This is a genomic window from Pseudomonas sp. B15(2017) (assembly GCF_002113215.1).
In the GTDB taxonomy this organism is placed as follows: Bacteria; Pseudomonadota; Gammaproteobacteria; order Pseudomonadales; family Pseudomonadaceae; genus Aquipseudomonas.
In genome coordinates this window covers 21,560-43,224 of record NZ_NEJZ01000019.1, presented here as the reverse complement: position 1 = coordinate 43,224, position 21,665 = coordinate 21,560, and the positions used below count along the sequence as shown (strand labels likewise).

Sequence of the window (21,665 nt, the reverse complement as noted above, 5' to 3'; positions counted from 1 at the left end):
AGAGAGTAGCGCAGCGCGGTTCAGGCTTCACCGTCCATCCCCGGTTGCGTCTGCAACGGCAAGTGCAGGGTGATGCAGGTGCCGCGTCCGTCGATGCCGTCGCCGACACTGATCCGCCCGCCATGGGCGCCGACCATACCCTGACAGATCGCCAACCCGAGTCCCGTGCCCTGGCCGCCACGATCACCTCGGGCGGCGGTGTAGAACATGTCGAAAATCTTCGCCCGCTCATCGACGGGAATCCCCGGCCCTTCATCGCTGACCGAGAAAAACACTTCGCTGTCATCCGCCCCGGCGCGCAGTTGCAGACGGCCGTGAGACGGCGAGAAGCGTGCGGCGTTTTCCAGCACGTTCACCAGCGCCTGTTCAATCAACGCGGCATGCACGTACAGCAGCGGCAGTTCGGCTGGCACATCGGTGCTCACCTGCAAAGATGAGAGCACTGCCCGCAGTCGATTGAGCGCACTGCCGACGATGTCCGCCGGCGACACCCAGTCCCGCGCCAACTTCAACGCACCATGCCCGAGACGGGTCATGTCCAGCAGGTTCTGAATGTAGCGATCGAGACGTTCGGCTTCGTCGCGTGTGCCTTCGAGCAGCTCGCGGCGATCCTCCAGCGGGATCGCTTCGCCGAGGGCCAGCAGGCTGTCGATGCTGCCGCGCATCGAGGTCAGCGGCGTGCGCAGATCGTGGGACACCGAGGCCAGCAAAGCGCTGCGCAGTTGCTCGGTTTCACCGTGCAGGCGCGCGGCTTCCAGATCATCGGCCAATTGCGCCCGGGCCAATGCCTGGGCCAGCGGCTGACTCAACGCGGTCAGCAAACGACGACGCTGGCCGCTCAAGGTCCGGCCCTCTTTGGCGCACACCCCGAGCAGCGCCAGCGGTCCGTCCTCCACCGACAGCGGCCACCACCACCAGCGACCGAACGGCAACGTGCCGGTGCCCATGCCCGCCGGTTGATCGTGTTGCCAGGCCCAGTCGGCGGCGGCGCGTTCGGATTCGGTGAACTGCAACGGCCCGCCGGTTTCGACTTTCCAGCCACCCTGCCCGTCACGATTTAGCAGGCACAGTTGCAGATCGCTCCAGCCATTGAGGTGTTGCGCGGCGGCGCTGACCACGGCCTGACGGTCGGTGGCGGCGGTGAGTTTGCGTGACAGGTCGAGCAGTTCGGTGGTCTCTTCCTGGGTATCGCGCAGCGCCTGCAATTGCCGCCGCTGTCGCGCCGCGAGGTTGCCGGTGAGCGCCGCCATCAGCAGGAAGAACAGCAAGGTCAGCACGTCTTCTTCGCGCTGGATGCTGAAGGAGAAATTCGGCGGGATGAACAGAAAGTCATAGCTCAGAAACGACAGCGCCGCACAGGCCAGCGCCGGGCCGAGGCTGCTGCGCACCGCCACCAGCAGCACCGCCGCAAGGAACACCAGCGAGATATTCGGCAACGGCAGCACGCTGGACACCGCCCACGCCAGCGCACTGGCCAGCACTGTGGCGACCAGCGCCAGCGCATAGTCGAACCACACCAGCGTCGGCGCTACACGCGGGCGCGGCTGATGCTGTTCCTGGTCACTGTCCAGCACGTTGATTTCCAGGCCATGAGCCTGACGCAGCAAACGCGCCGCCAGCCCACCGCCGAACAGGCGCCTGCGCAGACGCGGCCGGGACTGGCCGACCAGCACCAGACTCGCCCGTCGTTCAGCCGCATGCTGGATCAGGGTTTTCGCCACTTCGCCGGCCCGCAACAGCACCACCTCGCCGCCGAGGCGTTCGGCCAGTTGCTGGGCGCTTTGCAGGCGCAGGCGCGATTGCTCGTCGCGCACGCTGCCGTTATCGACGTGCACCAGACTCCATGGCAGATGTCGCCGCTGGGCGACGCGGCTGGCGTGACGCACCAGCCGTTCGGCCTGCGCATCGCCATCGACCCCGACCAGCAAGCGCCCGCGCACCGCCGGCGCGGCCTGGCCGAGCTGGCGATAGCCCTGAGCGAGATCGTTATCGACCTGCGCGGCAGCGGTCTGCATCGCCAGTTCGCGCAGTGCGGTGAGGTTGGTCTGAGTGAAGAATGCATCGATCGCGGCGCGTGCCTGCTCAGGCACGTAGACCTTGCCTTCGCGCAGGCGCTCGAGCAGTTCGCGGGGCGGCAGGTCGATCAGCAGCAGTTCGTAGGCTTCTTGCAGCACCCAGTCCGGGAGGGTTTCGCGTACCTGGACACCGGTGATGCCGCGCACCTGATCGTTGAGGCTTTCGAGGTGCTGGACGTTGACCGTGGTGTACACGTCGATACCGGCGGCGAGCAGTTCCTGAATGTCCTGCCAGCGTTTGGCGTGGCGGCTGCCGGGGGCGTTGCTGTGGGCAAGCTCATCGACCAGCACCAGTTTCGGCCGGGCCGGGAGCAGGCCATCGAGGTCCATTTCTTCAAGCGTCACGCCACGGTATTCCGAGCGCACCAACGGCAGTTGCGGCAAACCGCCAAGCAGCGCTTCGGTTTCGGCGCGACCATGGGTTTCAACCACTCCGGCGATGACTTTCACGCCCTGGCGCAATTGGCTGTGGGCGGCCTGCAACATCGCGTAGGTCTTGCCCACACCCGGCGCAGCGCCGAGGAAAACCTTGAGCCGGCCGCGTCCATCGCGGGGCAAGTCTGCTAACAGCGCGTCGGCGCGGCCGGAGTCACTCATGCTTGAAGCTCTCTTCCTGAAGTTGATCGTTCCCACGCTCTGCGTGGGAATGCAGCCCAGGACGCTCTGCGTCCCGCACATGCTGACGCACAGCGTCTTTTAAGGCGTTCCCATGCAGACGGTTCGACGCCTGGACATGGGAACGAACATCCACTACAGCTTTTCCAGCGCCATGTTCAGCGTCAGCACATTCACCACCGGCGGGCCCACCAGCGGCTGTTCGATGTGCGCGTCGAGCAGTTGCTGCAAGGTAGCCACCGGCAGATTGCGCGCGGCCGCAACACGCGCCAGTTGATAGGCAATCGCCGCCGGTGGCAAGTGCGGATCGAGACCGCTGCCGGAGGTGGTCAGCAGCGCCAGCGGCACCGGGCCCTGACCGGGCACCTGCAGCTTGTTGGCGTCATCGATCACCCGAGTGGCCAGCGCCGGATTGCTTGGCGACAGGTTGCTCGCGCTGCTCGACACGGTGGCAAAGGCACCGGCCGAAGGGCGCGGATGAAACCAGGCATCGCCGACAAAGTCCTGCGCGATCAGCGACGAGCCGCGCACCTTGCCTTCGGCGTCGCGCACCAGGCTGCCGTTGGCCTGCTCGGGGAAGGCGACCTGGGCAACGCCGGTCACCACCAGCGGATAGGCAACGCCGGTGACCAGGGTCATCAGCACCAACAGGCTCAGGGCCGGACGTAACATTGTGGACATTTCAAAATCCTCGAATTCGTGCTTGAAGCGGTGTGCCCGGCACACCGCTGTTCAGGTTCAAACCAGATGCAACGCCGTCAACAGCATGTCGATCGCCTTGATCCCCACAAACGGCACCAGAATCCCGCCCAGGCCGTAGATCAGCAGATTGCGTCTCAGCAACGCCGCCGCACTCGCTGCCTGCACCCGCACGCCGCGCAGGGCCAGCGGAATCAGCACCACGATGATCAACGCGTTGAACACGATGGCCGACAGGATCGCGCTCTGCGGACTGCTCAACTGCATGATGTTCAGCACGCCCAGTTGCGGGTAGATCGCGGCAAACAGCGCCGGCAGGATCGCAAAGTACTTGGCCACGTCGTTGGCGATGGAAAAAGTCGTCAGCGCGCCACGGGTCACCAGCAATTCCTTGCCGATCTGCACCACGTCCAGCAGCTTGGTCGGGTCGCTGTCGAGGTCGACCATGTTGGCCGCCTCGCGCGCGGCTTGGGTGCCGTCGTTCATCGCCATGCCGACGTCAGCCTGGGCCAGCGCCGGGGCGTCGTTGGCGCCGTCGCCGCACATCGCGACCAGACGACCGTCGTTCTGCTCATGACGGATGCGCGCCAGTTTTTTCTCCGGTGTAGCTTCGGCCAGTACGTCATCGACACCTGCTTCAGCGGCAATCGCGGCGGCGGTCAGCGGGTTGTCGCCGGTGACCATCACCGTGCGAATTCCCAGCTTGCGCAGCTCGGCAAAACGCTCGCGGATGCCCGGCTTGACCACGTCTTTGAGGTGGATCGCGCCGAGCAGTTTGCCGTCGGCGCAGACCAGCAACGGCGTGCCGCCGCTCTGGGCGATCTTGTCGATTTCCCGGGACAGCGCCGGGGCCAGGTCCTTGCGTTGTTGGCCGAGGAAGGCCAGCAGCGAATCCACCGCGCCCTTGCGAAACACACGGCCCTGATAGTCGACACCGGACAAGCGGGTTTCTGCGCTGAACGGTACGGCGGTCAGGGTTTCCGGCGAAGGTTCCGGCTGCGGATTTGAGCCGCGAAGGTACTCGACTATGGACTTGCCTTCGGCGGTTTCGTCGGCCAGCGAAGCGAACAGCGCGCCTTCGGCCAGCTCACGGGCATTCACGCCCGGCGCTGCATATACCGCGCTGCAACGACGGTTACCGAAAGTGATGGTGCCGGTCTTGTCCAGCAGCAGCACGTGCACGTCACCCGCCGCTTCCACCGCGCGACCGGACTTGGCGATCACGTTAAGGCGCACCAGCCGATCCATCCCGGCGATACCGATCGCCGACAGCAGACCGCCGATGGTGGTCGGAATCAGCGTGACCAATAACGCCACCAGGAACACCAGCGGCAAGCTGCCGTTGGCGAAGTGGGCGAACGGTTGCAGGGTCACGACCACCAGCAGAAAGATCAGGGTCAGGCCGATCAGCAGGATATCCAGCGCCACTTCGTTCGGGGTCTTCTGGCGTTTGGCGCCTTCGACCAGCGCGATCATGCGGTCGAGGGTCGATTCACCGGGATTGGCGGTGATCTTCACCAGCAGCCAGTCGGACACCAGCCGGGTGTTGCCGGTGACGGCGGAACGGTCGCCGCCGGACTCGCGAATCACCGGCGCCGATTCACCAGTGATCGCCGCTTCGTTGACCGCCGCAATACCTTCGATGACTTCGCCGTCACCAGGGATCATCTCCCCCGCTTCAACGCGCACCACGTCGCCCTTGCGCAGGCTGGTGGCCGGTACGACCTGGAAGCTGCCGTTGGCCAGTTTGCGGCGGGCGCTGAGGCCTTCGCTGCCGGCCTTGAGGCTGTCGGCGCGGGCCTTGCCACGACCTTCGGCCAGCGCTTCGGCGAAGTTGGCGAACAGCACGGTGAACCACAGCCACAGGGCGATTTGCGCGGCCACGAAAGTCGGCACGCCGTTGTCGGGAATGAAGCACAGCACGGTGGTCAGGATCGCCGTCAGTTCGACCACCAGCATCACCGGCGAGCGCTGCAACTGGCGCGGGTCGAGCTTGACGAACGCTTGCACCAGCGCCGGACGCCACAGGGCGCTGATCGCGGTTTTCGCTTGTTCCGGCGCCTTGGCGACGACGGGTTTGATTGCGGGCATATTCATCATCAGCTCCTTAGAAGCCCATGCTCAGGTGTTCAGCGATTGGGCCCAGTGCGAGGGTCGGCAAGAATGTCAGGCCGCCCACCAGCAAAATGGTCACGGTCAACAGGGTCACAAACAGCGGGCCGTGGGTCGGGAAGCTGTTCTGGCCGATTGGTGCGGTTTTCTTCATCGCCAGGCTGCCGGCCAAAGCCAGTACCGGAAGGATGTAACCGAAGCGGCCGATCAACATGCCAAGGCCCAGCATCAGGTTATGGAACGCGGTGTTGGCGCCGAAGCCGCCGAACGCCGAACCGTTGTTCGCGCTGGCCGAGGTGTAGGCGTAGAGCAACTGACTGAAACCGTGCGGGCCGGGATTGCTCACCGCCGCCACCGGGCCCGGCAGACTCGCGGCAATCGCGCCCAGCACCAGTACGCCGACCGGCATCACCAGCAGGGTGACGACCAGCAGCTGCACTTCACGAGCCTGGAGTTTCTTGCCGAGGTATTCCGGGGTGCGGCCGATCATCAGGCCGGCGAGGAACACCGCGATCAGCACGTTCAGCAACATGCCGTAGAGCCCCGCGCCGACGCCGCCGAAGATCACTTCGCCGACCATCATGTTGACCAGCGCAACCATACCGCTGAGCGGGTTGAGGCTGTCATGCATGCCGTTGACCGAACCGTTCGACGCCGCCGTGGTGGTCACCGACCAAAGCACGGTGGCGGTGGTGCCGAAGCGCGCTTCCTTGCCTTCCTGCGGCGCGGTCTGTTCGACGGCGACGTTGTTCAAGGCAGGGTTCGGCTGATACTCGGCCCACAGCGAAGTGGCGCCGCCGATGATGAACAGCGCGAGCATGCAGCCGATGATGGCGCGACTCTGACGCAGATCCTTCACGTAGTGGCCGAAGGTGAACACCAGCGCCACCGGGATCAGGATGATCGACGCGACTTCGAACAGGTTGCTCCACGCGGTCGGGTTCTCGAACGGGTGCGCCGAGTTGACGCCGAAGAAACCACCGCCGTTGGTGCCCAGTTGCTTGATCGCAATCTGGCTGGCAGCCGGGCCGAGCGGGATGACTTGGTCAACGCCCTGCATCGTCACTGCATTCACATATTGGGCGAAGGTTTGCGGCACGCCCTGCCACACCAGGTACAGCGCCAGCAGCAGGCACAGCGGCAGCAGACCGTAGAGCGTGGCGCGGGTCATGTCGACCCAGAAGTTGCCGAGGGTTTTGGTGGACTTGCGCCCGATGCCACGGCACAGCGCAACCAGTACGGCGAGGCCGGTGGCGGCACTGACGAAGTTCTGCACAGTGAGGCCGACCATCTGGCTCAGGTAGCTGAGGGTCGCTTCACCGCTGTAGGACTGCCAGTTGGTGTTGGTCATGAAGCTGACGGCGGTGTTGAACGCCTGGGTCCACTCCTGGCCCGGCAGGTTTTGCGGGTTCAGCGGCAGGTGATCCTGAAACAGCAGAATCGCGAACAGCAGCAGGAAACCGGCGAGGTTGAACGCCAGCAGTGCCAGCGTGTACTTCTGCCAGCTCTGTTCGTCCTGCGGATTGACCCCGGCGATGCGGTAACAGCCGCGCTCGACCGGGCCGAGAATCGGCGTCAGCCAGGTGCGCTGACCTTCCATCACTTTGTAGTAGAACCGCCCGAGGAACGGCGCCGGCAGCAACACCAACGCGAAAAACGCGAGGATCTGCCAATAGTCATAACTGTGCATAACCGCTCCTAGTTCCGATCCGCGCGCAACAGCGCAACCAACAGATAAATGAACAGCCCCACTGCCAGCAGCAGTGACACCCCGTCCAGAACGCTCATGGAAGATCTCCGTGTTACGGCGTATTGCCGCGTGTGGAGGCATTGTCGGAAAGGAGGCTGTAAAGGAACGAGACCGAGGGTGTGGGCGGCGCATAAAGAAAGCGTAAAGACTGGGTTTACGCGGGCGTTACAGCAGAGTTTTGCGTCGTGTGGACGGGCCTCCTCGTCGGATCACCGCCCGGACCAGGCCCACTCCCACATTTTGAAACGCGCTCGTCCAGACACCACTTACACCTGTGGGAGCGGGCTTGCCCGCGAAGACGGCAACACAGACAACATCGCACCCAACTGGCGCACAACTCTGTGGGCATTGCGCCGCGAACATCCCCGATACGACAGCTTTAAGCGCATTACGACCCGCCAATACAAAATGGCACGTCCACTGCACACGCCTTTCCCCGAGCTTTCCAAACCGTTCAGGGAGCAAACGCATGAACACTCAACTCAAACCCACGCTGGGCACGCTGCATCTGTGGGGCATCGCGGTGGGGCTGGTGATTTCCGGGGAATATTTCGGCTGGAGTTATGGCTGGGGCGTCGCGGGAACTCTCGGCTTTCTGGTGACCTCATTCATGGTCGCAACCATGTACACCTGCTTCATTTTCAGCTTCACCGAACTGACCACGGCGATTCCCCACGCGGGCGGGCCATTTGCCTACAGTCGCCGGGCTTTCGGTGAAAAAGGCGGATTGATCGCAGGCCTGGCGACACTGATCGAATTCGTCTTCGCCCCGCCGGCGATCGCCTTGGCGATTGGCGCGTATCTGAACGTGCAGTTTCCGGCCCTCGACCCGAAACACGCGGCGGTCGGCGCATACATCGTGTTCATGACCTTGAACATCCTCGGGGTGAAACTGGCAGCGACCTTCGAACTGGTGGTCTGCGTGCTGGCAGTGGCCGAGTTGCTGGTGTTCATGGGCGTGGTCGCCCCGGCGTTCAGTTTCAGCAACTTCGCGCTGAATGGCTGGGCCGGCTCGGACATCTTCGGTGCTCCGGCGATTGCCGGGATGTTCGCGGCGATTCCGTTTGCGATCTGGTTTTTTCTCGCCATCGAAGGCGCGGCCATGGCCGCCGAAGAAGCCAAGGATCCGAAACGCACGATTCCCAAGGCCTACATCAGCGGCATTCTGACCTTGGTGTTGCTGGCCATGGGCGTGATGTTCTTTGCCGGTGGTGTCGGCGACTGGCGCACCCTGTCGAACATCAATGATCCGCTGCCGCAGGCGATGAAAACCGTGGTCGGCGACAACTCCGGCTGGTTGCACATGCTGGTCTGGATCGGCCTGTTCGGGCTGGTGGCGAGTTTCCACGGGATCATTCTTGGCTACTCGCGGCAATTCTTCGCCCTCGCCCGCGCCGGTTACCTGCCCGCTTCGCTGGCGAAGCTGTCGCGCTTCCAGACCCCGCACCGCGCCATCATCGCCGGCGGCGTGATCGGCATCGCGGCGATCTACAGCGACGGGCTGATCAACCTCGGCGGCATGACCCTCACCGCCGCGATGATCACCATGGCCGTGTTTGGCGCAATCGTGATGTACATCATGAGCATGCTCAGCCTGTTCAAACTGCGTAAATCCGAACCGAATCTGGAGCGCACCTTCCGCGCGCCGTGCTATCCGCTGATTCCGTTGATCGCGCTGGCGCTGGCCGTGGTGTGCCTGGTAGCGATGGCCTGGTTCAATGCGCTGATCGGGCTGATCTTTCTCGGCTTCATGGCGGTCGGTTTCGGATACTTCCTGTTGACCGGCCAATTGCGCGCCAACGCCCCGGCAGACGCCATGCTCACCGGACTGTAAACCGCGACGGGCATAACCGGCCTAGAATGGAACCACTGCGAATGCACTTCGCTCAAAGTGGTATGCAGCGTTGAACGGCGAAACCCTCGCCCGTCGACCTGTCTTTAAGGAGAGCCGTTATGCCCTGGTATGCCTGGTTGATTCTGGTCGTTGCAATCGGCTCGATCGTCGGCGGTCTGATGATGTTGCGTGACACCGCCAACAAGGTCGAACTGACCGATGAACAGCGCAAACGCGTCGCTGAACGCAATGCCGAAGCGGACATCAAGGACGCGCAGGACCGCTGAACGAAAAACCCCGCCTGAATCGGCGGGGTTTGTTTTTATCGCGGCTACTTTTCCCATTCAGCCTTGGCGATGTGCAAGCCATGCAGGCCTTTGTACGCCGCGCGTTCCGGCTGGCTCCAGCCTTCGAGCAGCGCATCGTCCAGACGATAGATTTCCACCCCCAGCGGGCGGCACACGGTCAGCGGATCCTGTGCATCTGGCCCCCACATCGCCAGCGACAGATCACCGCCGGGGCACGTCGACAATGCACACAGCAAGTCGATTTCCGCAAAGAACTCCAGATAGTCACCCTTCTGCGCCGGGCAGGCCTTCATGAAGTACAGGTCATCGTGATTCAGGCCCGTGCACTGGAAGATGTTCAGCACGTCATGCACGTCGAACTCGGTCAGGCCATGGGGCAACACGGCGCGGGTCAGATTTGAATGGCAGTGATGATGGAAATCCTCGCCAGTGAGCATCTTGTTCACGTAGGGATCACAGCGCGTGCCGAGCAAATCGTGCAGACGTCCACCGTGCTCGTCGATTCCATAGTCGGCCAGGCTGTCATCGGTGATGGTCACCAGTGGACGCAGAAAAGGCAGGTTCGACCAGAGTCGGTCGTGGGTGCTGACATGGGCGCCCTGCAGTTGCCGGGTGCGCGCCGCCCACATCCGTTCACGCGGATCGTGTGCGTTCCACACATTGAAATCGCCCACTTGGGGCCCGACCGGTGTGGTGACACGAAACACATGCCCCGCCGGCACATGCCAGGCGCGACCGGTGCGGATCGGCACTTCGAATTGTTCGATCAGTGTGCGCCCGTCCTTGCGGTCGCGAATCCGTTCGTAGAAAGGTGTATTGACCTGTAGCGCCGAGCCTTTGCTGACCTGATAGGCGGCCGGGTAGTCTTTGTACATGATTCTCCTGCTCCTCAAGTGATGGCAACTTTGCAAGCTGCAACCACTATCCGTGCCAACCGTTTATGGTTGTTACGAACTTGTTGGATTCACCGGCAGGCTTTTTAGAAGTAGAAGTACAGTCACCATTCAATTTGCATTGGTTAAGATGGCGGTCTTGTTGCGGAGAGTTTAAATGCGTTACTCGCAAGATCATAAAGCCCAGACACATCAGCGCATTATCAAGGAAGCGTCCGAGCGGTTTCGCAAGGACGGCATTGGTGCGACCGGGCTGCAACCTTTGATGAGGGCACTGGGCCTGACGCACGGCGGCTTCTATTCGCACTTCGCGTCCAAGGACGAACTGGTGGAAAAAGCGCTGCAAGCTGCCGGCGAGCAGGTAGCGGGGCTGTGCGCGGAAATCTTCGCCCAGGACAAACCGTTGGAGGTGTTCATCGACACCTACCTGTCCGAATGGCACCAGACAAGTCCCCATGAAGGCTGTCCGTTGCTGACCATTTCTTCGGAGCTTGGACTGCGTGGCCAGCCTAGTCCGACCAGCGATTCAGTCTTGAAGGCTCGCCTCGACCAGATCGAAGGCACCCTTGAAGGCGAGAACGCCGCCGAACGCAGCATCGTCATCATGGCGACACTGGCCGGGGCGCTCCTGCTGTCACGCAGTGTTGCGGATGCCGAATTTGCGCAGCAGATCCTCGACGTCACCCGCGAACACCTCAAGCGCTCCGAAGGCTAAGCCTGCCAGCGCTTGAACAGCACGCTGGCATTGACCCCACCGAAGCCGAAGCCGTTGGATAACGCATACTCGATCGGCATCGACCGCGCCTGACCGTGGACGATGTCCACGCCTTCGCTCGCCGGATCGGGATTCTCGAAGTTGAGCGTTGGCGGAATGGTTTGATCGCGGATCGCCAGCAACGTGAAAATCGCCTCCAGACCTCCCGCCGCACCCAGCAAATGCCCCGTCGCGGATTTGGTCGAGGTCACGGCAATCTCGTTCTGGGTCCCGAATACCGATTTAATCGCGGCCAGTTCACCGAGATCACCCACTGGCGTCGAGGTCGCATGTGCGTTCAGATGTTGCACCTGATCCGGCGTGACACCAGCCTGGGCCAGTGCCAGAGTCATCGCCCGGCGTGCACCGCTGCCGTCTTCCGGCCCGGCGGTCAGGTGATAGGCGTCGGCGCTGGTGCCATATCCGACCAGTTCGGCTAATGGCTGCGCCCCCCGTGCCAATGCGTGCTCAAGTGATTCGATCACCAGCAGCCCCGCACCCTCGCCCATCACGAAACCGTCGCGCCCGCTGTCGAACGGGCGTGAGGCGCGCTCAGGCGTGTCGTTGTAGCCGCTGGACAAGGCCCGCGCCGCCGCGAAACCGGCAAGGCTGACGCGATCGATGCATGCTTCCGCACCGCCGCACACGGCAATATCGGCCTCGCCGACATGAATCAGCCGAGCGGCATCACCGATCGCCTGCACGCCGGCGGCACACGCCGTGACCGGCGCACCGAGCGGGCCCTTGAGACCGTGCTGGATCGAGACATGGCCCGCCGCAAGGTTGACCAGAAACGAAGGGATAGTGAACGGTGACAAGCGACGCGGACCACGGCTGTCGGTGGTCCGCACCGCATCGGCGATTGCACCGAAGCCGCCGACACCTGAGCCGATGATGGTGGCCGTGCGTTCCTGAGCGTGGGATTGCGTCGGGTGCCAGCCCGCCTGTTCAAGCGCCTGCCGTGCAGCCTCCATCGCGAACAGAATGAAACGATCCATTTTCTTCTGTTCTTTGGGCGGCGTGGCGCGATCCGGATCGAACCCCGCTTCGGCGTCCTCCTCCATTGTCGGCACCACACCGCCGACCCGCGTCGGCAGATCGGCAATGATCGCTTCCGGCAGGTTTCGCAATCCCGACCGCCCGGCCAGCAAGCGCTGCCAGACAACTTCGACGTCGCTTCCCAAGGGCGATACCAGGCCCATACCCGTGACAACTACTCGACGCTGATCCATATCGGGTTGACCTCTCACGAATCAATTTACTTGTAACGGCTGGCCGCCGAACTGTGGGACAGATTCGGGGCCATTACATGACGCGCGGCGACAAAGGCTTGCCATTCCCCGGCATCAGGCAGCGAAGGAATGGTGACGAGTTCGCCCTGATCCAGACCGGACAGCGCAGCATCGACCATCTCGCCCGCCTCCATGACCATTTCCGCCGGAATACCGCTGGCATCGAAACCGGAGCGATCCCAGATTTCAGTGCGGGTCACGCCGGGCAATACCGCATGCACCTTGACCCCGGTGCCTTCGAGTTCGGTATTGAGCGATTGAGTCAGGCTTAGCACGTAAGCCTTGCTGGCGCTGTAGGTGGCGTTGAAACGTTCGGGGAACAAGGCAACCACCGATGCAATGTTGATGATCGTGCCACGCCCGGCGCGGGTGAACGCCGAGGCTGCTGCGGCTGCCAGCCGGGTCAGGGTTGTGACGTTCAACTGGATCAGTTGCTCCAGCACCTCGGGATCGGCGTTGGCCAGCAAGCCGTTTACCGCTACGCCCGCATTGTTGACCAGCAGGCTGATACTGGAGTCGCTGCGCAGGCGCTGCTCAAGCTTGAGCACTTCATTCTTCTGGGTCAGATCGGCTTTCAGGACTTCGACCTGAACGCCATGTGCGTCCCGAAGCTTGCTGGCTGCAGACTCCAGACGCTCCTGATCGCGAGCCACCAGCAACAGATCAAAACCACGTGCCGCCAACCGCTCGGCATACACCGCACCGATACCGGAAGATGCGCCAGTGATCAACGCCGTACCTTGGGATTTTGGGGAATTCATGACGATACTCCTGGAATGCGTAAGGGATGAGCGACCGCTGAAAAGCAGAGGGCTTCAGTGGCGACTGAAATTATTATAGGCATAATCTCAAAGCAATATGATAGCCGTAATTTTCTATTTTCCGACGGAAAGGCTGTCGTCCTTCTGCGATGCACCCAGGAATCGGGAACCAAAAAGGGCCGGTCAATGACCGGCCCCTTGGCGTTGAACAATCAGCTTAGTTCACTTCCAGCTTGTCGCGATTGCGATCCAGAATCGCCTTGCCGATACCTTTCACCTCAAGCAATTCGTCCACCGATGCAAACGGCCCGTTTGTTTCACGATAAGCAACAATCGCTTTCGCCTTGGCCTCGCCCACGCCTGCCAGTTCCTTCTGCAGAGTGGCCGCATCGGCACCGTTCAGATCGACCTTCTGATTTTCAGAAGCGGCTGACGCGTCCATCACCACAGGCGCCCTGTTCGTTTCGGTAGACGCCGGAGGCGCAGCGATTGCGGCAATCGAGGCGCTGGTCAGCAGGGCAAAAATCAGGGAGTAGAAATAACCGGTACGCATAAGTGACGCTCCATCATCAATTGAGAAAGCAGCTTTTCCGAAGCTGCTCTCCAAACTTAGGCGATGATGGGAGCCTGTCAAAAACGTGTCCGTTACAGGATGTGAAACAATCAGGGTTCGAGACGGCGCTGCTGGTAGATCCAGTCAACGATTTCGCCGTCAGGGGTGTAGCCGCTGACGGTTTCGCGCAGAATCTGGCGGACGCGGGAATAGTCATCCGCATCGACAGCAGCGAGCAGCTCTCCCAACCGGGATTTAAGAACATCCCAAGGCAAGTGATCCTCACTGGCGGTCATAATCATCGGATGCGGCGTCGCGGCAACGTTGTCGCCAATCAGCAGTTCTTCGTAGAGCTTTTCACCCGGGCGCAAACCTGTGAACTCGATGGAAATGTCGCCCTGCGGATTGCGCTCGGAACGAATACTCAAACCGGACAGATGAATCATTTTCTCGGCCAGTTCCACGATTCTCACCGGCTCGCCCATATCCAACACGAACACATCGCCACCCTGCCCCATGGAGCCCGCCTGAATCACCAGTTGGGCGGCTTCCGGGATCGTCATGAAGTAGCGGGTGATTTTCGGGTGTGTGACCGTCAGCGGACCGCCGGACTTGATCTGACTGTGAAACAGCGGGATTACGGAACCGGACGAACCCAGCACGTTGCCGAATCGGACCATGGTGAAGCGGGTCTTGTTGACCCGGGAGACGTTGGCTGCGTCACCAAACAATACCGGCGCCACCTCACGACTCAGCGCCTGGAGAGTCAACTCTGCAAGACGTTTCGTGCTGCCCATGATATTGGTCGGACGGACAGCCTTGTCAGTCGAGATCAATACGAAATTCGAAACGCCTGACTGCAAAGCGGCTTGCGCAGTATTAAGCGTACCAATCACGTTGTTCAACACACCTTCAGCAATGTTGTGCTCGACCATCGGTACATGTTTGTAGGCCGCTGCGTGATAGACCGTGTCGACCCTCCAAGATTTCATCACGTCGAGAAGCTTTTGAGAGTGCCGGATCGAACCGAGTATCGGCAGTAACCGGACAGGGATCGATTCGCGACTGCCACGCTGTTCGAGTTCAGACAGAATGCTGTAAAGGTTGAATTCGCTGTGTTCGAACAGAATCAGGGTAATCGGTCCCAGCGCAAAGATCTGACGGCACAACTCAGATCCGATCGAGCCTCCCGCCCCCGTCACCATCACGGTCTTGCCCTTGATGCAACGCTCCAAAAGGTCAGGCAACGCAGGAACAGCATCACGCCCCAACAAGTCGCCGATATCTACTTCTTGAATATCTTCGACCCTGACCCGACCACTGGCCAGGTCGGTAAAGTTAGGAACACTTCGAACATGTAGTGGAAAGCCTTCCAGAACGTTCAGGATTTCCCTGCGTCTTGCCCGGGTCGAAGAAGGCAAGGCGAGGAGAATTTCCTGCGCACCAGTAACATCAATCATTTGTTGAATATGTTTGGGTTTGTAGACCTGCAATCCTGAAATGGAGCGATCGGAAATACCCGGATCATCATCGATAAATGCTACCGGACGCATGACACGCCCCATGCGAAGGGCCGCCACCAACTGATTTCCGGCAACGCCGGCGCCATAGATGGCTACCTTGGTCAAACCATCATCGCGATTGGTAAAGGGAACGTGCTGGGCGGCAGTGAACCAGTCGCCCATGAAATATTGACGCATCAGCAGGCGCAGGCCGCCGATGATCACCATGCTCACCCACCAGTAATTGAAGATTATCGAGCGAGGAACGACAGTTTCGTGATTGCTGTACCAGTAAACAATCAACGCCAGAATTAACGATGAAAGGCTGACGGCCTTGATGATCGCAACCAGCGCATCATTGCCGAAGTAACGCATCACAGCCCGGTACATACCAAAACGAATGAACAACGGAATAGCCACGAAAGGCGCCGAGGCAAACAACCAAAGATGAACACGCAGCGGGTTGTACATGTCATCGATGCCAAGACGAACGATAAAGGCCAACCAGAGTGCCAGCCACACCAATACTATGTCGGTGGCGACCTGAATCAGCCTTTTACGACGCCGGGGCAAACCCAGCAAATACGTTCTTACCTTGTCCATCATCCCGTCAAACACCTCAGCACTGTTCCTTTCAACTGACCTTACTATCACGCCTTCCCCTCAATGAGAGAGGGAGTAACACAGCATAACCAAACAGTAACATTGTTTTTCACGTGTTTGACGACCGGCTCTCCAACTGCCCTGCCTCGTACCTCACAGCCAGCCAAACAAGAGGCAAGTAGGCCAGGATCAGAACCAGGGCACCATCCCAGTGAAAAACGACGACTCCCAACGCGAGTGGCAACAACCACAGCAAATTGATCAAACCAACCGTCAATGTTACTGGCAAGTGAGCGCCATGGACGCGTGACGCAAACTGATAGGCATGACTGCGATGCGCCTCATAAACCTTATCACCACGTATGAGGCGTCGCAGCAAAGTGAATGTGGCATCAACAATGAAAACCCCCAGTAGAATCAGCCACCCCCATAACAACCCGGGACTGTTCCAGGCCGCCTGCAAAGACATAAGACCTAACACGATGCCAAGAAAGCCGCTGCCCGCATCGCCCATGAAAATTTTTGCCGGCGGGAAATTCCAGCATAGAAATCCCGCTACGCATGCGGCAAGCATTACGGATGGCCAGGCGACATCGGCTGCTCCACTGACCCAATAAAGAAGTGCGGCACCTAAACAGACACTCATCGCTTCGATACTGGCGATCCCATCGATACCATCCATGAAGTTGTAAAGGTTGAGCATCCATACCAGATAAATCACGGCCAGAAGATGTCCGCTCCATCCGGAATCAAGGGTGAAACCGAAGAGTGTCACAGGCGCAAGCCCACCCAGCCAGTAAACGCCCCAACCTGCGGCCACAAAATGCGCAAGCAATCGCCACCGAGCTGCAATGTGTCCGTGGTCATCAAGAAAACCGATGACAGCGATGACTCCGCCTGCTCCAAGGAATGCCACAAAAGCGTCGAAAGAGATCAGTTTCCAGCCATACATCAACCCGAGTGCAGCGAGGAAGCTCAGGACGATCGCCACACCGCCCCCACGAGGCGTCGGCATGGAATGGGAACTGCGATCATTGGGAACATCGAGAAGGCTACGAGACATCGCATAACGGCGCAATGTGGCGGTAAGTACAAAAGAAAGACCGGCCAGCGCCGGAGCAAGCCAACAAAAGTTCATTGTGATTGCGATTCCAGATAAGACTGAACGGTAGTTCTGATTCCGTGATCCAGACTAAAGGGTGGCACCCATCCCAAGAGCTGTCTGTTTTTGCTTATATCAACTTGAAGGGATCCGAAGAGACGCTGAGCGAGCGCATCCTTTCCAACAAGCTTCGCCCCAAATCGCATCAAGACTACGGGGAAAGAAATAAGCCTTGCCGGCTTGTTCAACGCATGACTGATTTTTCTTAGCAACTCAGTGGTGGAGACATCGGCCCCATCACTTGCAAGGAATGTCTGATTTGCCGCCCCGGGATGATCAAAACAAGTGACGATCAGGTCGATCAGATTATCAAGGCTTACCAGGCTGCGTTTATTGTCGACTGCACCGAATGGCAGCGGCACACCACGTTCCAGCCAGCGAATCATGGTGAGAAAATTGGCCTTTACCCCTGGGCCGTAGACCAGTACCGGACGAATGATGACCAGCTCCATTTCCGTCGAAGCAACGAATTCAGCAAGCGCCTGTTCTGCTTCATGTTTGGAAAGACCGTAGGGATCGGCGGGCGAAGCCGGGTCGTTTGCAGTAAACGCTACCCCTGGCGCAGTGTTCTCACCATTGACCTTTACGGAGCTTATATAGATAAACCGCCGCACACCTGCCTGCGCAGCCTGTTGCGCCAGATTCATCGTGCCGTCGACATTGACCAGACGGAATTCTGCGAGTGGGTTCCGAGAGGACTCTTCCATTACATGCACCCGTGCAGCAGCGTGAACGACGATATCGACGCCGGACAACGCTTGTCGCCAATCTTGCTGAGGTGTAAGACCCTCGATCGGGAAAGTTTGTACTGATGACGGCAGATCCGCAGCCTGGCGCCTTGATGCTGTACGCAGAACGTAACGATTCAAGGGAACCAATGTCCTTAACAAGGCGCCGCCCAGAAAACCTGATCCACCTGTAACAAGTAGGGTACTTGCGCTCATTAATCTCGTTCTTCTCAAGCATAATCATTTAAAAGCGAACCTGAAGGCTCAAGTCCTGGAGCGCTCCCCTGGATGCCAGTATCCACAGCGCTCCGCAAAAGGTGCAACCCACAGCTGGCATGTCTTCAAGACCGGCGGGGTTGATAAGGGTAAAGCCTTACAATTTTCAGCGTCACTGGATGAGGAACATCATGAAATCCCTTGGTGAAGACTTCATGCGATCAAAGCGGTGAATCGATATCTTACCTGATAGCGGGTCGTCCGCCGGTCAATCTCCCTGCTCCATGGCAGTCAGGCACTATCAAGCACAAGCGCATTTTCGCTACAATGCCCGTTTTGATTTGGGTCATTCGATCTAGTATGTGCGTTGCATTCAGCAATCATGCTCTCGTTGAAAACCTTTCTGACCTTCGAGTCATTTTTGCAATGGAGTGCTAGGTTGCTTAACCCTTTACCACCAGATCATCAAGTGGACGCCACCTCCCAAAGCCAAAGCAGGCATACAGATACTCTTCTTGGATCTTCGTCTAAAAGCGTTGCAGTGCTTATGTGCACGTATAACGGTCAGCGCTTTCTCGCCGAGCAATTGACGTCCATAGGGCGTCAGACCCACGACAACTGGACAGTCGTGATATCGGACGATGGTTCGACTGATAAGACCCTCGAGGTTATTGAATCGTTTGCCAATCGCCTCGATCAAATCGGTAAAGTCAGCGTCGTGCAAGGGCCTAAACGGGGATTTGCAGCCAATTTCCTGACTTTAGCCTGTCGTAAGGAAATCCAGGCAGATTTCTATGCCTGGTCTGATCAGGACGATATCTGGCAGGAAAATAAAATTGAAACAGCTTTGGACTGGATCAAGACAATTCCTTCCCAGGTACCTGCGCTCTATTGCGGAAGAACCCGAGGAATGGACTCGCAGGGCACCCCCCTCGAATGCTCACCTCTTTTCTCTCGCCCCCCAGCCTTTGCCAATGCACTCGTGCAGAGTCTCGCGGGTGGCAACACCATGGTATTCAACCAAGCAGCGCGGGAGCTGTTCATCAGTGCGGGGGAGCAACTGGATATCGTTTCTCATGACTGGTGGGCCTACCTGCTGGTGACCGGTGCGGGCGGCCAGGTGTTCTATGACGCACAACCGTTCGTTCTTTACCGGCAACATGAAGACAATCTTGTAGGCTCGAATTCAGGCTTTACAGCACGGCTGTCCCGGTTGCGCATGATGCTCAAGGGTCGATTCTCGAACTGGACCGAGCAAAACATCAACTGCCTGGGCTCAGCACGCCACCTGCTGACAGTCGAAAACCAGCAAATACTGGAGCGGTTTCGCCTGGCAAGGCAGAGCCCTCTTCCACGCCGCCTGGTGGGGCTATTGCGTGCTGGTGTCTACCGACAAACATTGCCAGGCAATATCGGACTGTTCCTCGCAGCCATTGTGAGGGGCATTTGACCGATGAACAAAACACGAGTGTTGCATTCCATAATCGTCAACGCATGTCGATGCACGAGCCTCGGCGAGCATGAAACGGGAGAGACTTCTACGCGATCCCTGGATCGGCCATCGTCCCCAACGCACGAAATATTCAGCGCCGCTCATAAAATTTTTCGACATAAAGAACGGCTGCCATTGGAGCTATTGCCTTGAACATGCATGATTCATTTCCAACGTCGCCCCTGAGAATGTTGACGAGTGCGATCAGGAATCGCCAGTTGATCATTCAACTGACGAAACGGGAAATTTCTTCTCGCTACCGCGGTTCTGTCGGAGGCGTGGCATGGTCATTCATAAACCCGCTGCTGCTGCTCGCGATATACACGTTTGTATTTTCAACAGTATTCAATGCCCGGTGGGGAGGTGGCGCGGCCACAGGCTCCAAAGTCGATTTCGCGCTGATCCTTTTTACCGGCCTCATCATTCATGCATTCTGCGCTGAGTGCATAAATACCGCGCCGAAACTGATCACGAGTAATGTCAACTTTGTAAAAAAAGTGGTTTTCCCTATTGAAACCCTCGCACCGACTTCCGTACTGAATGCGTTGTTTCATCTATGTGTCAGCCTTTCAGTCCTTTTGGTTGCGCAAATGGTATTCAACCATTCGATTCCACTTACTGCGCTCCTTTTTCCGTTGGTCCTGCTCCCGTTGATTCTGATGGTGATCGGTCTGTCCTGGATCCTGTCCGCGCTCGGCGCCTATATTCGCGACATAGGCCAAGTAACCGGCATGGCAGCAACGGCCCTGCTGTTCCTTTCACCTGTTTTCTACCCGATCAGCGCCCTGCCGGAAGAGTACCGTGGCTGGCTCTACATCAACCCCCTGACGGCCATCATCGAGAATGGCCGTGCAACCCTGCTTTTCGGTCAAATTCCCGACCTGCATACACTCGGCACAAGCTACATCGTCGGGATCGTCATTTGCTGCCTCGGCTTTGCATTCTTTCAAAAAACTCGCGCAGGCTTTGCTGATGTCCTCTAAAGATGTTGCCATTCACGTCAATGGCCTCTCAAAGCGTTTCAACATGTATGAGAAAGCACACGACCGCTTGCTCCAGATGATCCTGCCATCGAAAAAGCTTCACCATGAATTCTGGGCGCTGAAGGACATAAACTTTGAAGTGGCACGTGGTGAGTCCGTGGGCATCATTGGCAAAAACGGATCGGGCAAGTCCACACTCTTGCAGATCATTTGCGGCACGCTCACGCCAACTACCGGAACGGTCAATGTTGACGGGCGTATTGCCGCACTGCTTGAGCTTGGTTCCGGGTTCAATCCGGAGTTCAGCGGGCGGGAAAACGTTTATCTGAACTGTGCGATTCATGGCCTAAGCCGAAGCAAGACCGACGAACTGATGGACGACATCCTGTCATTTGCGGATATCGGGGAATTTGTTGACCAGCCCGTCAAAACCTACTCAAGCGGCATGTTTGTACGCCTGGCATTCTCTGTGCAGGCCAACCTGAAACCCGAAATCCTGATCGTCGACGAAGCTCTCGCCGTCGGCGATGCGCTGTTTCAGAAACGTTGCTATGAACGCATTGAAAAGCTCACAAGCAGCGGAACTACTCTGCTGTTCGTTTCTCACGATGAAGAATCCGTTCGAACTTTGACACAGCGAGCAATTTTTTTATCGAACGGCAAAATCGAAAGCATTGGTTCATCGGCTGACGTCATTCTCGACTACCGCAGAAACCTGCACGAACAGGAAAGTCTTTACCTGCAACAGCTGACCAAAAGTCTTTCCGATAAAGCGGCTCAGCATCAGAAAGACAGCGGCCAGACAGAGAAGGCTGAATCGAAAACAGCGGATCGTTTCTCTTTCGGGAATCAGGACGCGGAAATTCTGGATGTCAGGGTTCTCAACGCAGCAGGCGAGGAAACTCAGGTTTTTTACGCAACAGACATCGCCGTCATTCGGGTCTCTTTCCGTAGCAATGTGGATCTTGAGCATCTAAACGTCAGTCTGCGTCTACGCAACAAGGAAGGCGTCAAGATTTACTCGTGGGGCACACTGAATCAGGACATGGCCATTGCCGCCAACCTGGCAACGGGCGAAACATTCTGGAACAAGACGTTCTCCGCAGGCACGGAATCATCGGTGGACTTTCAATTTGAATGCAGCCTGGGCGCCAACCTTTATGAAATTCAGGCGGCCGTTTCCCAGGAAGGCAAACCTTACTACGCAGAACAACGCATTCTCCATTGGAGAGACGAAGCAGCATTCTTCACGGTGGCAACCAAGCCACGGGAGTATCACTTCGGCGGTGTATTGGATCTTCGCATGAAAGCAAATGAAATTAAGGGCTGAGCC

Annotated in this window: 18 protein-coding genes; 6 read left to right on the top strand and 12 right to left on the bottom strand. The window is 58.8% G+C overall.

The features are described 5' to 3' along the window. Positions 1-20: 20 nt before the first annotated feature. From CAF73_RS24300 to kdpF, 5 genes are all read right to left on the bottom strand, one after another. Positions 21-2,672: a sensor histidine kinase KdpD gene (locus tag CAF73_RS24300; RefSeq protein ID WP_085704396.1), complete on the bottom strand. Its 2,652-nt coding sequence runs from the start codon at positions 2,670-2,672 to the stop codon at positions 21-23. A gap of 153 nt (positions 2,673-2,825) precedes the next feature. Then, a complete protein-coding gene (gene kdpC / locus CAF73_RS24295) occupies positions 2,826-3,371 on the bottom strand; it encodes a potassium-transporting ATPase subunit KdpC (protein WP_085699990.1) in 546 nt (181 codons plus the stop codon). A 57-nt stretch (positions 3,372-3,428) separates the two neighbouring features. Then, entirely contained in the window at positions 3,429-5,486 is a 2,058-nt protein-coding gene (gene kdpB / locus CAF73_RS24290; RefSeq protein WP_085699988.1) for a potassium-transporting ATPase subunit KdpB, read from the bottom strand. A 10-nt stretch (positions 5,487-5,496) separates the two neighbouring features. After that, the gene (kdpA, locus tag CAF73_RS24285) at positions 5,497-7,191 is read right to left on the bottom strand and encodes a potassium-transporting ATPase subunit KdpA (RefSeq protein WP_085704394.1); all 1,695 of its coding nucleotides are present in this window, start codon (positions 7,189-7,191) and stop codon (positions 5,497-5,499) included. Positions 7,192-7,199: 8 nt separating this feature from the next. After that, positions 7,200-7,289 carry a K(+)-transporting ATPase subunit F gene (gene kdpF / locus CAF73_RS24280; protein ID WP_007899818.1) on the bottom strand — a complete coding sequence of 30 codons (90 nt, stop codon included), beginning with the start codon at positions 7,287-7,289 and terminating at the stop codon, positions 7,200-7,202. 431 nt (positions 7,290-7,720) lie between these two features. On the opposite strand from kdpF, the gene eat reads away from it, so the two are divergent. Further along, positions 7,721-9,085 (top strand): ethanolamine permease, encoded by a 1,365-nt coding sequence (gene eat, locus CAF73_RS24275; RefSeq protein WP_085704392.1) that lies wholly within the window; start codon positions 7,721-7,723, stop codon positions 9,083-9,085. A 119-nt stretch (positions 9,086-9,204) separates the two neighbouring features. Continuing rightward, positions 9,205-9,372 (top strand): DUF2897 family protein, encoded by a 168-nt coding sequence (locus tag CAF73_RS24270; RefSeq protein WP_007950938.1) that lies wholly within the window; start codon positions 9,205-9,207, stop codon positions 9,370-9,372. A 44-nt stretch (positions 9,373-9,416) separates the two neighbouring features. Here CAF73_RS24270 and CAF73_RS24265 read toward each other — a convergent pair whose 3' ends face one another. Further along, the gene (locus CAF73_RS24265) at positions 9,417-10,268 is read right to left on the bottom strand and encodes a DUF1989 domain-containing protein (RefSeq protein ID WP_085607190.1); all 852 of its coding nucleotides are present in this window, start codon (positions 10,266-10,268) and stop codon (positions 9,417-9,419) included. Positions 10,269-10,443: 175 nt separating this feature from the next. Between CAF73_RS24265 and CAF73_RS24260 the strand changes: the two genes are divergently transcribed. Then, a complete protein-coding gene (locus CAF73_RS24260) occupies positions 10,444-11,001 on the top strand; it encodes a TetR/AcrR family transcriptional regulator (RefSeq protein ID WP_085699980.1) in 558 nt (185 codons plus the stop codon). Here the strand turns inward: CAF73_RS24260 and fabF are convergent. The 6 genes from fabF to CAF73_RS24230 all read right to left on the bottom strand — a co-directional run bounded on the left by fabF (position 10,998) and on the right by CAF73_RS24230 (position 17,857). Next, complete coding sequence (fabF, locus tag CAF73_RS24255) at positions 10,998-12,272, bottom strand: beta-ketoacyl-ACP synthase II (RefSeq protein WP_085704390.1); 1,275 nt, start codon at positions 12,270-12,272, stop codon at positions 10,998-11,000. The genes CAF73_RS24260 and fabF overlap by 4 nt on opposite strands. Positions 12,273-12,298: 26 nt before the next feature. After that, positions 12,299-13,093 (bottom strand): SDR family oxidoreductase, encoded by a 795-nt coding sequence (locus CAF73_RS24250; RefSeq protein WP_085704388.1) that lies wholly within the window; start codon positions 13,091-13,093, stop codon positions 12,299-12,301. Between the two features lie 217 nt (positions 13,094-13,310). Next, entirely contained in the window at positions 13,311-13,646 is a 336-nt protein-coding gene (locus CAF73_RS24245) for a ComEA family DNA-binding protein (protein WP_085704386.1), read from the bottom strand. A gap of 110 nt (positions 13,647-13,756) precedes the next feature. Then, positions 13,757-15,751 (bottom strand): nucleoside-diphosphate sugar epimerase/dehydratase, encoded by a 1,995-nt coding sequence (locus CAF73_RS24240; RefSeq protein WP_085704507.1) that lies wholly within the window; start codon positions 15,749-15,751, stop codon positions 13,757-13,759. Between the two features lie 109 nt (positions 15,752-15,860). Beyond that, positions 15,861-16,889: a glycosyltransferase family 4 protein gene (locus CAF73_RS24235; RefSeq protein WP_085704384.1), complete on the bottom strand. Its 1,029-nt coding sequence runs from the start codon at positions 16,887-16,889 to the stop codon at positions 15,861-15,863. Continuing rightward, the gene (locus tag CAF73_RS24230) at positions 16,886-17,857 is read right to left on the bottom strand and encodes an SDR family oxidoreductase (RefSeq protein WP_085704382.1); all 972 of its coding nucleotides are present in this window, start codon (positions 17,855-17,857) and stop codon (positions 16,886-16,888) included. The genes CAF73_RS24235 and CAF73_RS24230 overlap by 4 nt, the downstream gene beginning before the upstream one ends. Positions 17,858-18,296: 439 nt before the next feature. On the opposite strand from CAF73_RS24230, the gene CAF73_RS24225 reads away from it, so the two are divergent. The 3 genes from CAF73_RS24225 to CAF73_RS24215 all read left to right on the top strand — a co-directional run bounded on the left by CAF73_RS24225 (position 18,297) and on the right by CAF73_RS24215 (position 21,662). Next, positions 18,297-19,307 carry a glycosyltransferase family 2 protein gene (locus CAF73_RS24225; protein ID WP_256574800.1) on the top strand — a complete coding sequence of 337 codons (1,011 nt, stop codon included), beginning with the start codon at positions 18,297-18,299 and terminating at the stop codon, positions 19,305-19,307. Between the two features lie 191 nt (positions 19,308-19,498). Then, entirely contained in the window at positions 19,499-20,332 is an 834-nt protein-coding gene (locus tag CAF73_RS24220) for an ABC transporter permease (protein ID WP_085704378.1), read from the top strand. After that, the gene (locus CAF73_RS24215; RefSeq protein ID WP_085704376.1) at positions 20,322-21,662 is read left to right on the top strand and encodes an ABC transporter ATP-binding protein; all 1,341 of its coding nucleotides are present in this window, start codon (positions 20,322-20,324) and stop codon (positions 21,660-21,662) included. Before CAF73_RS24220 ends, CAF73_RS24215 begins: the two co-directional genes overlap by 11 nt. The last annotated feature ends 3 nt before the right edge of the window (positions 21,663-21,665 follow it).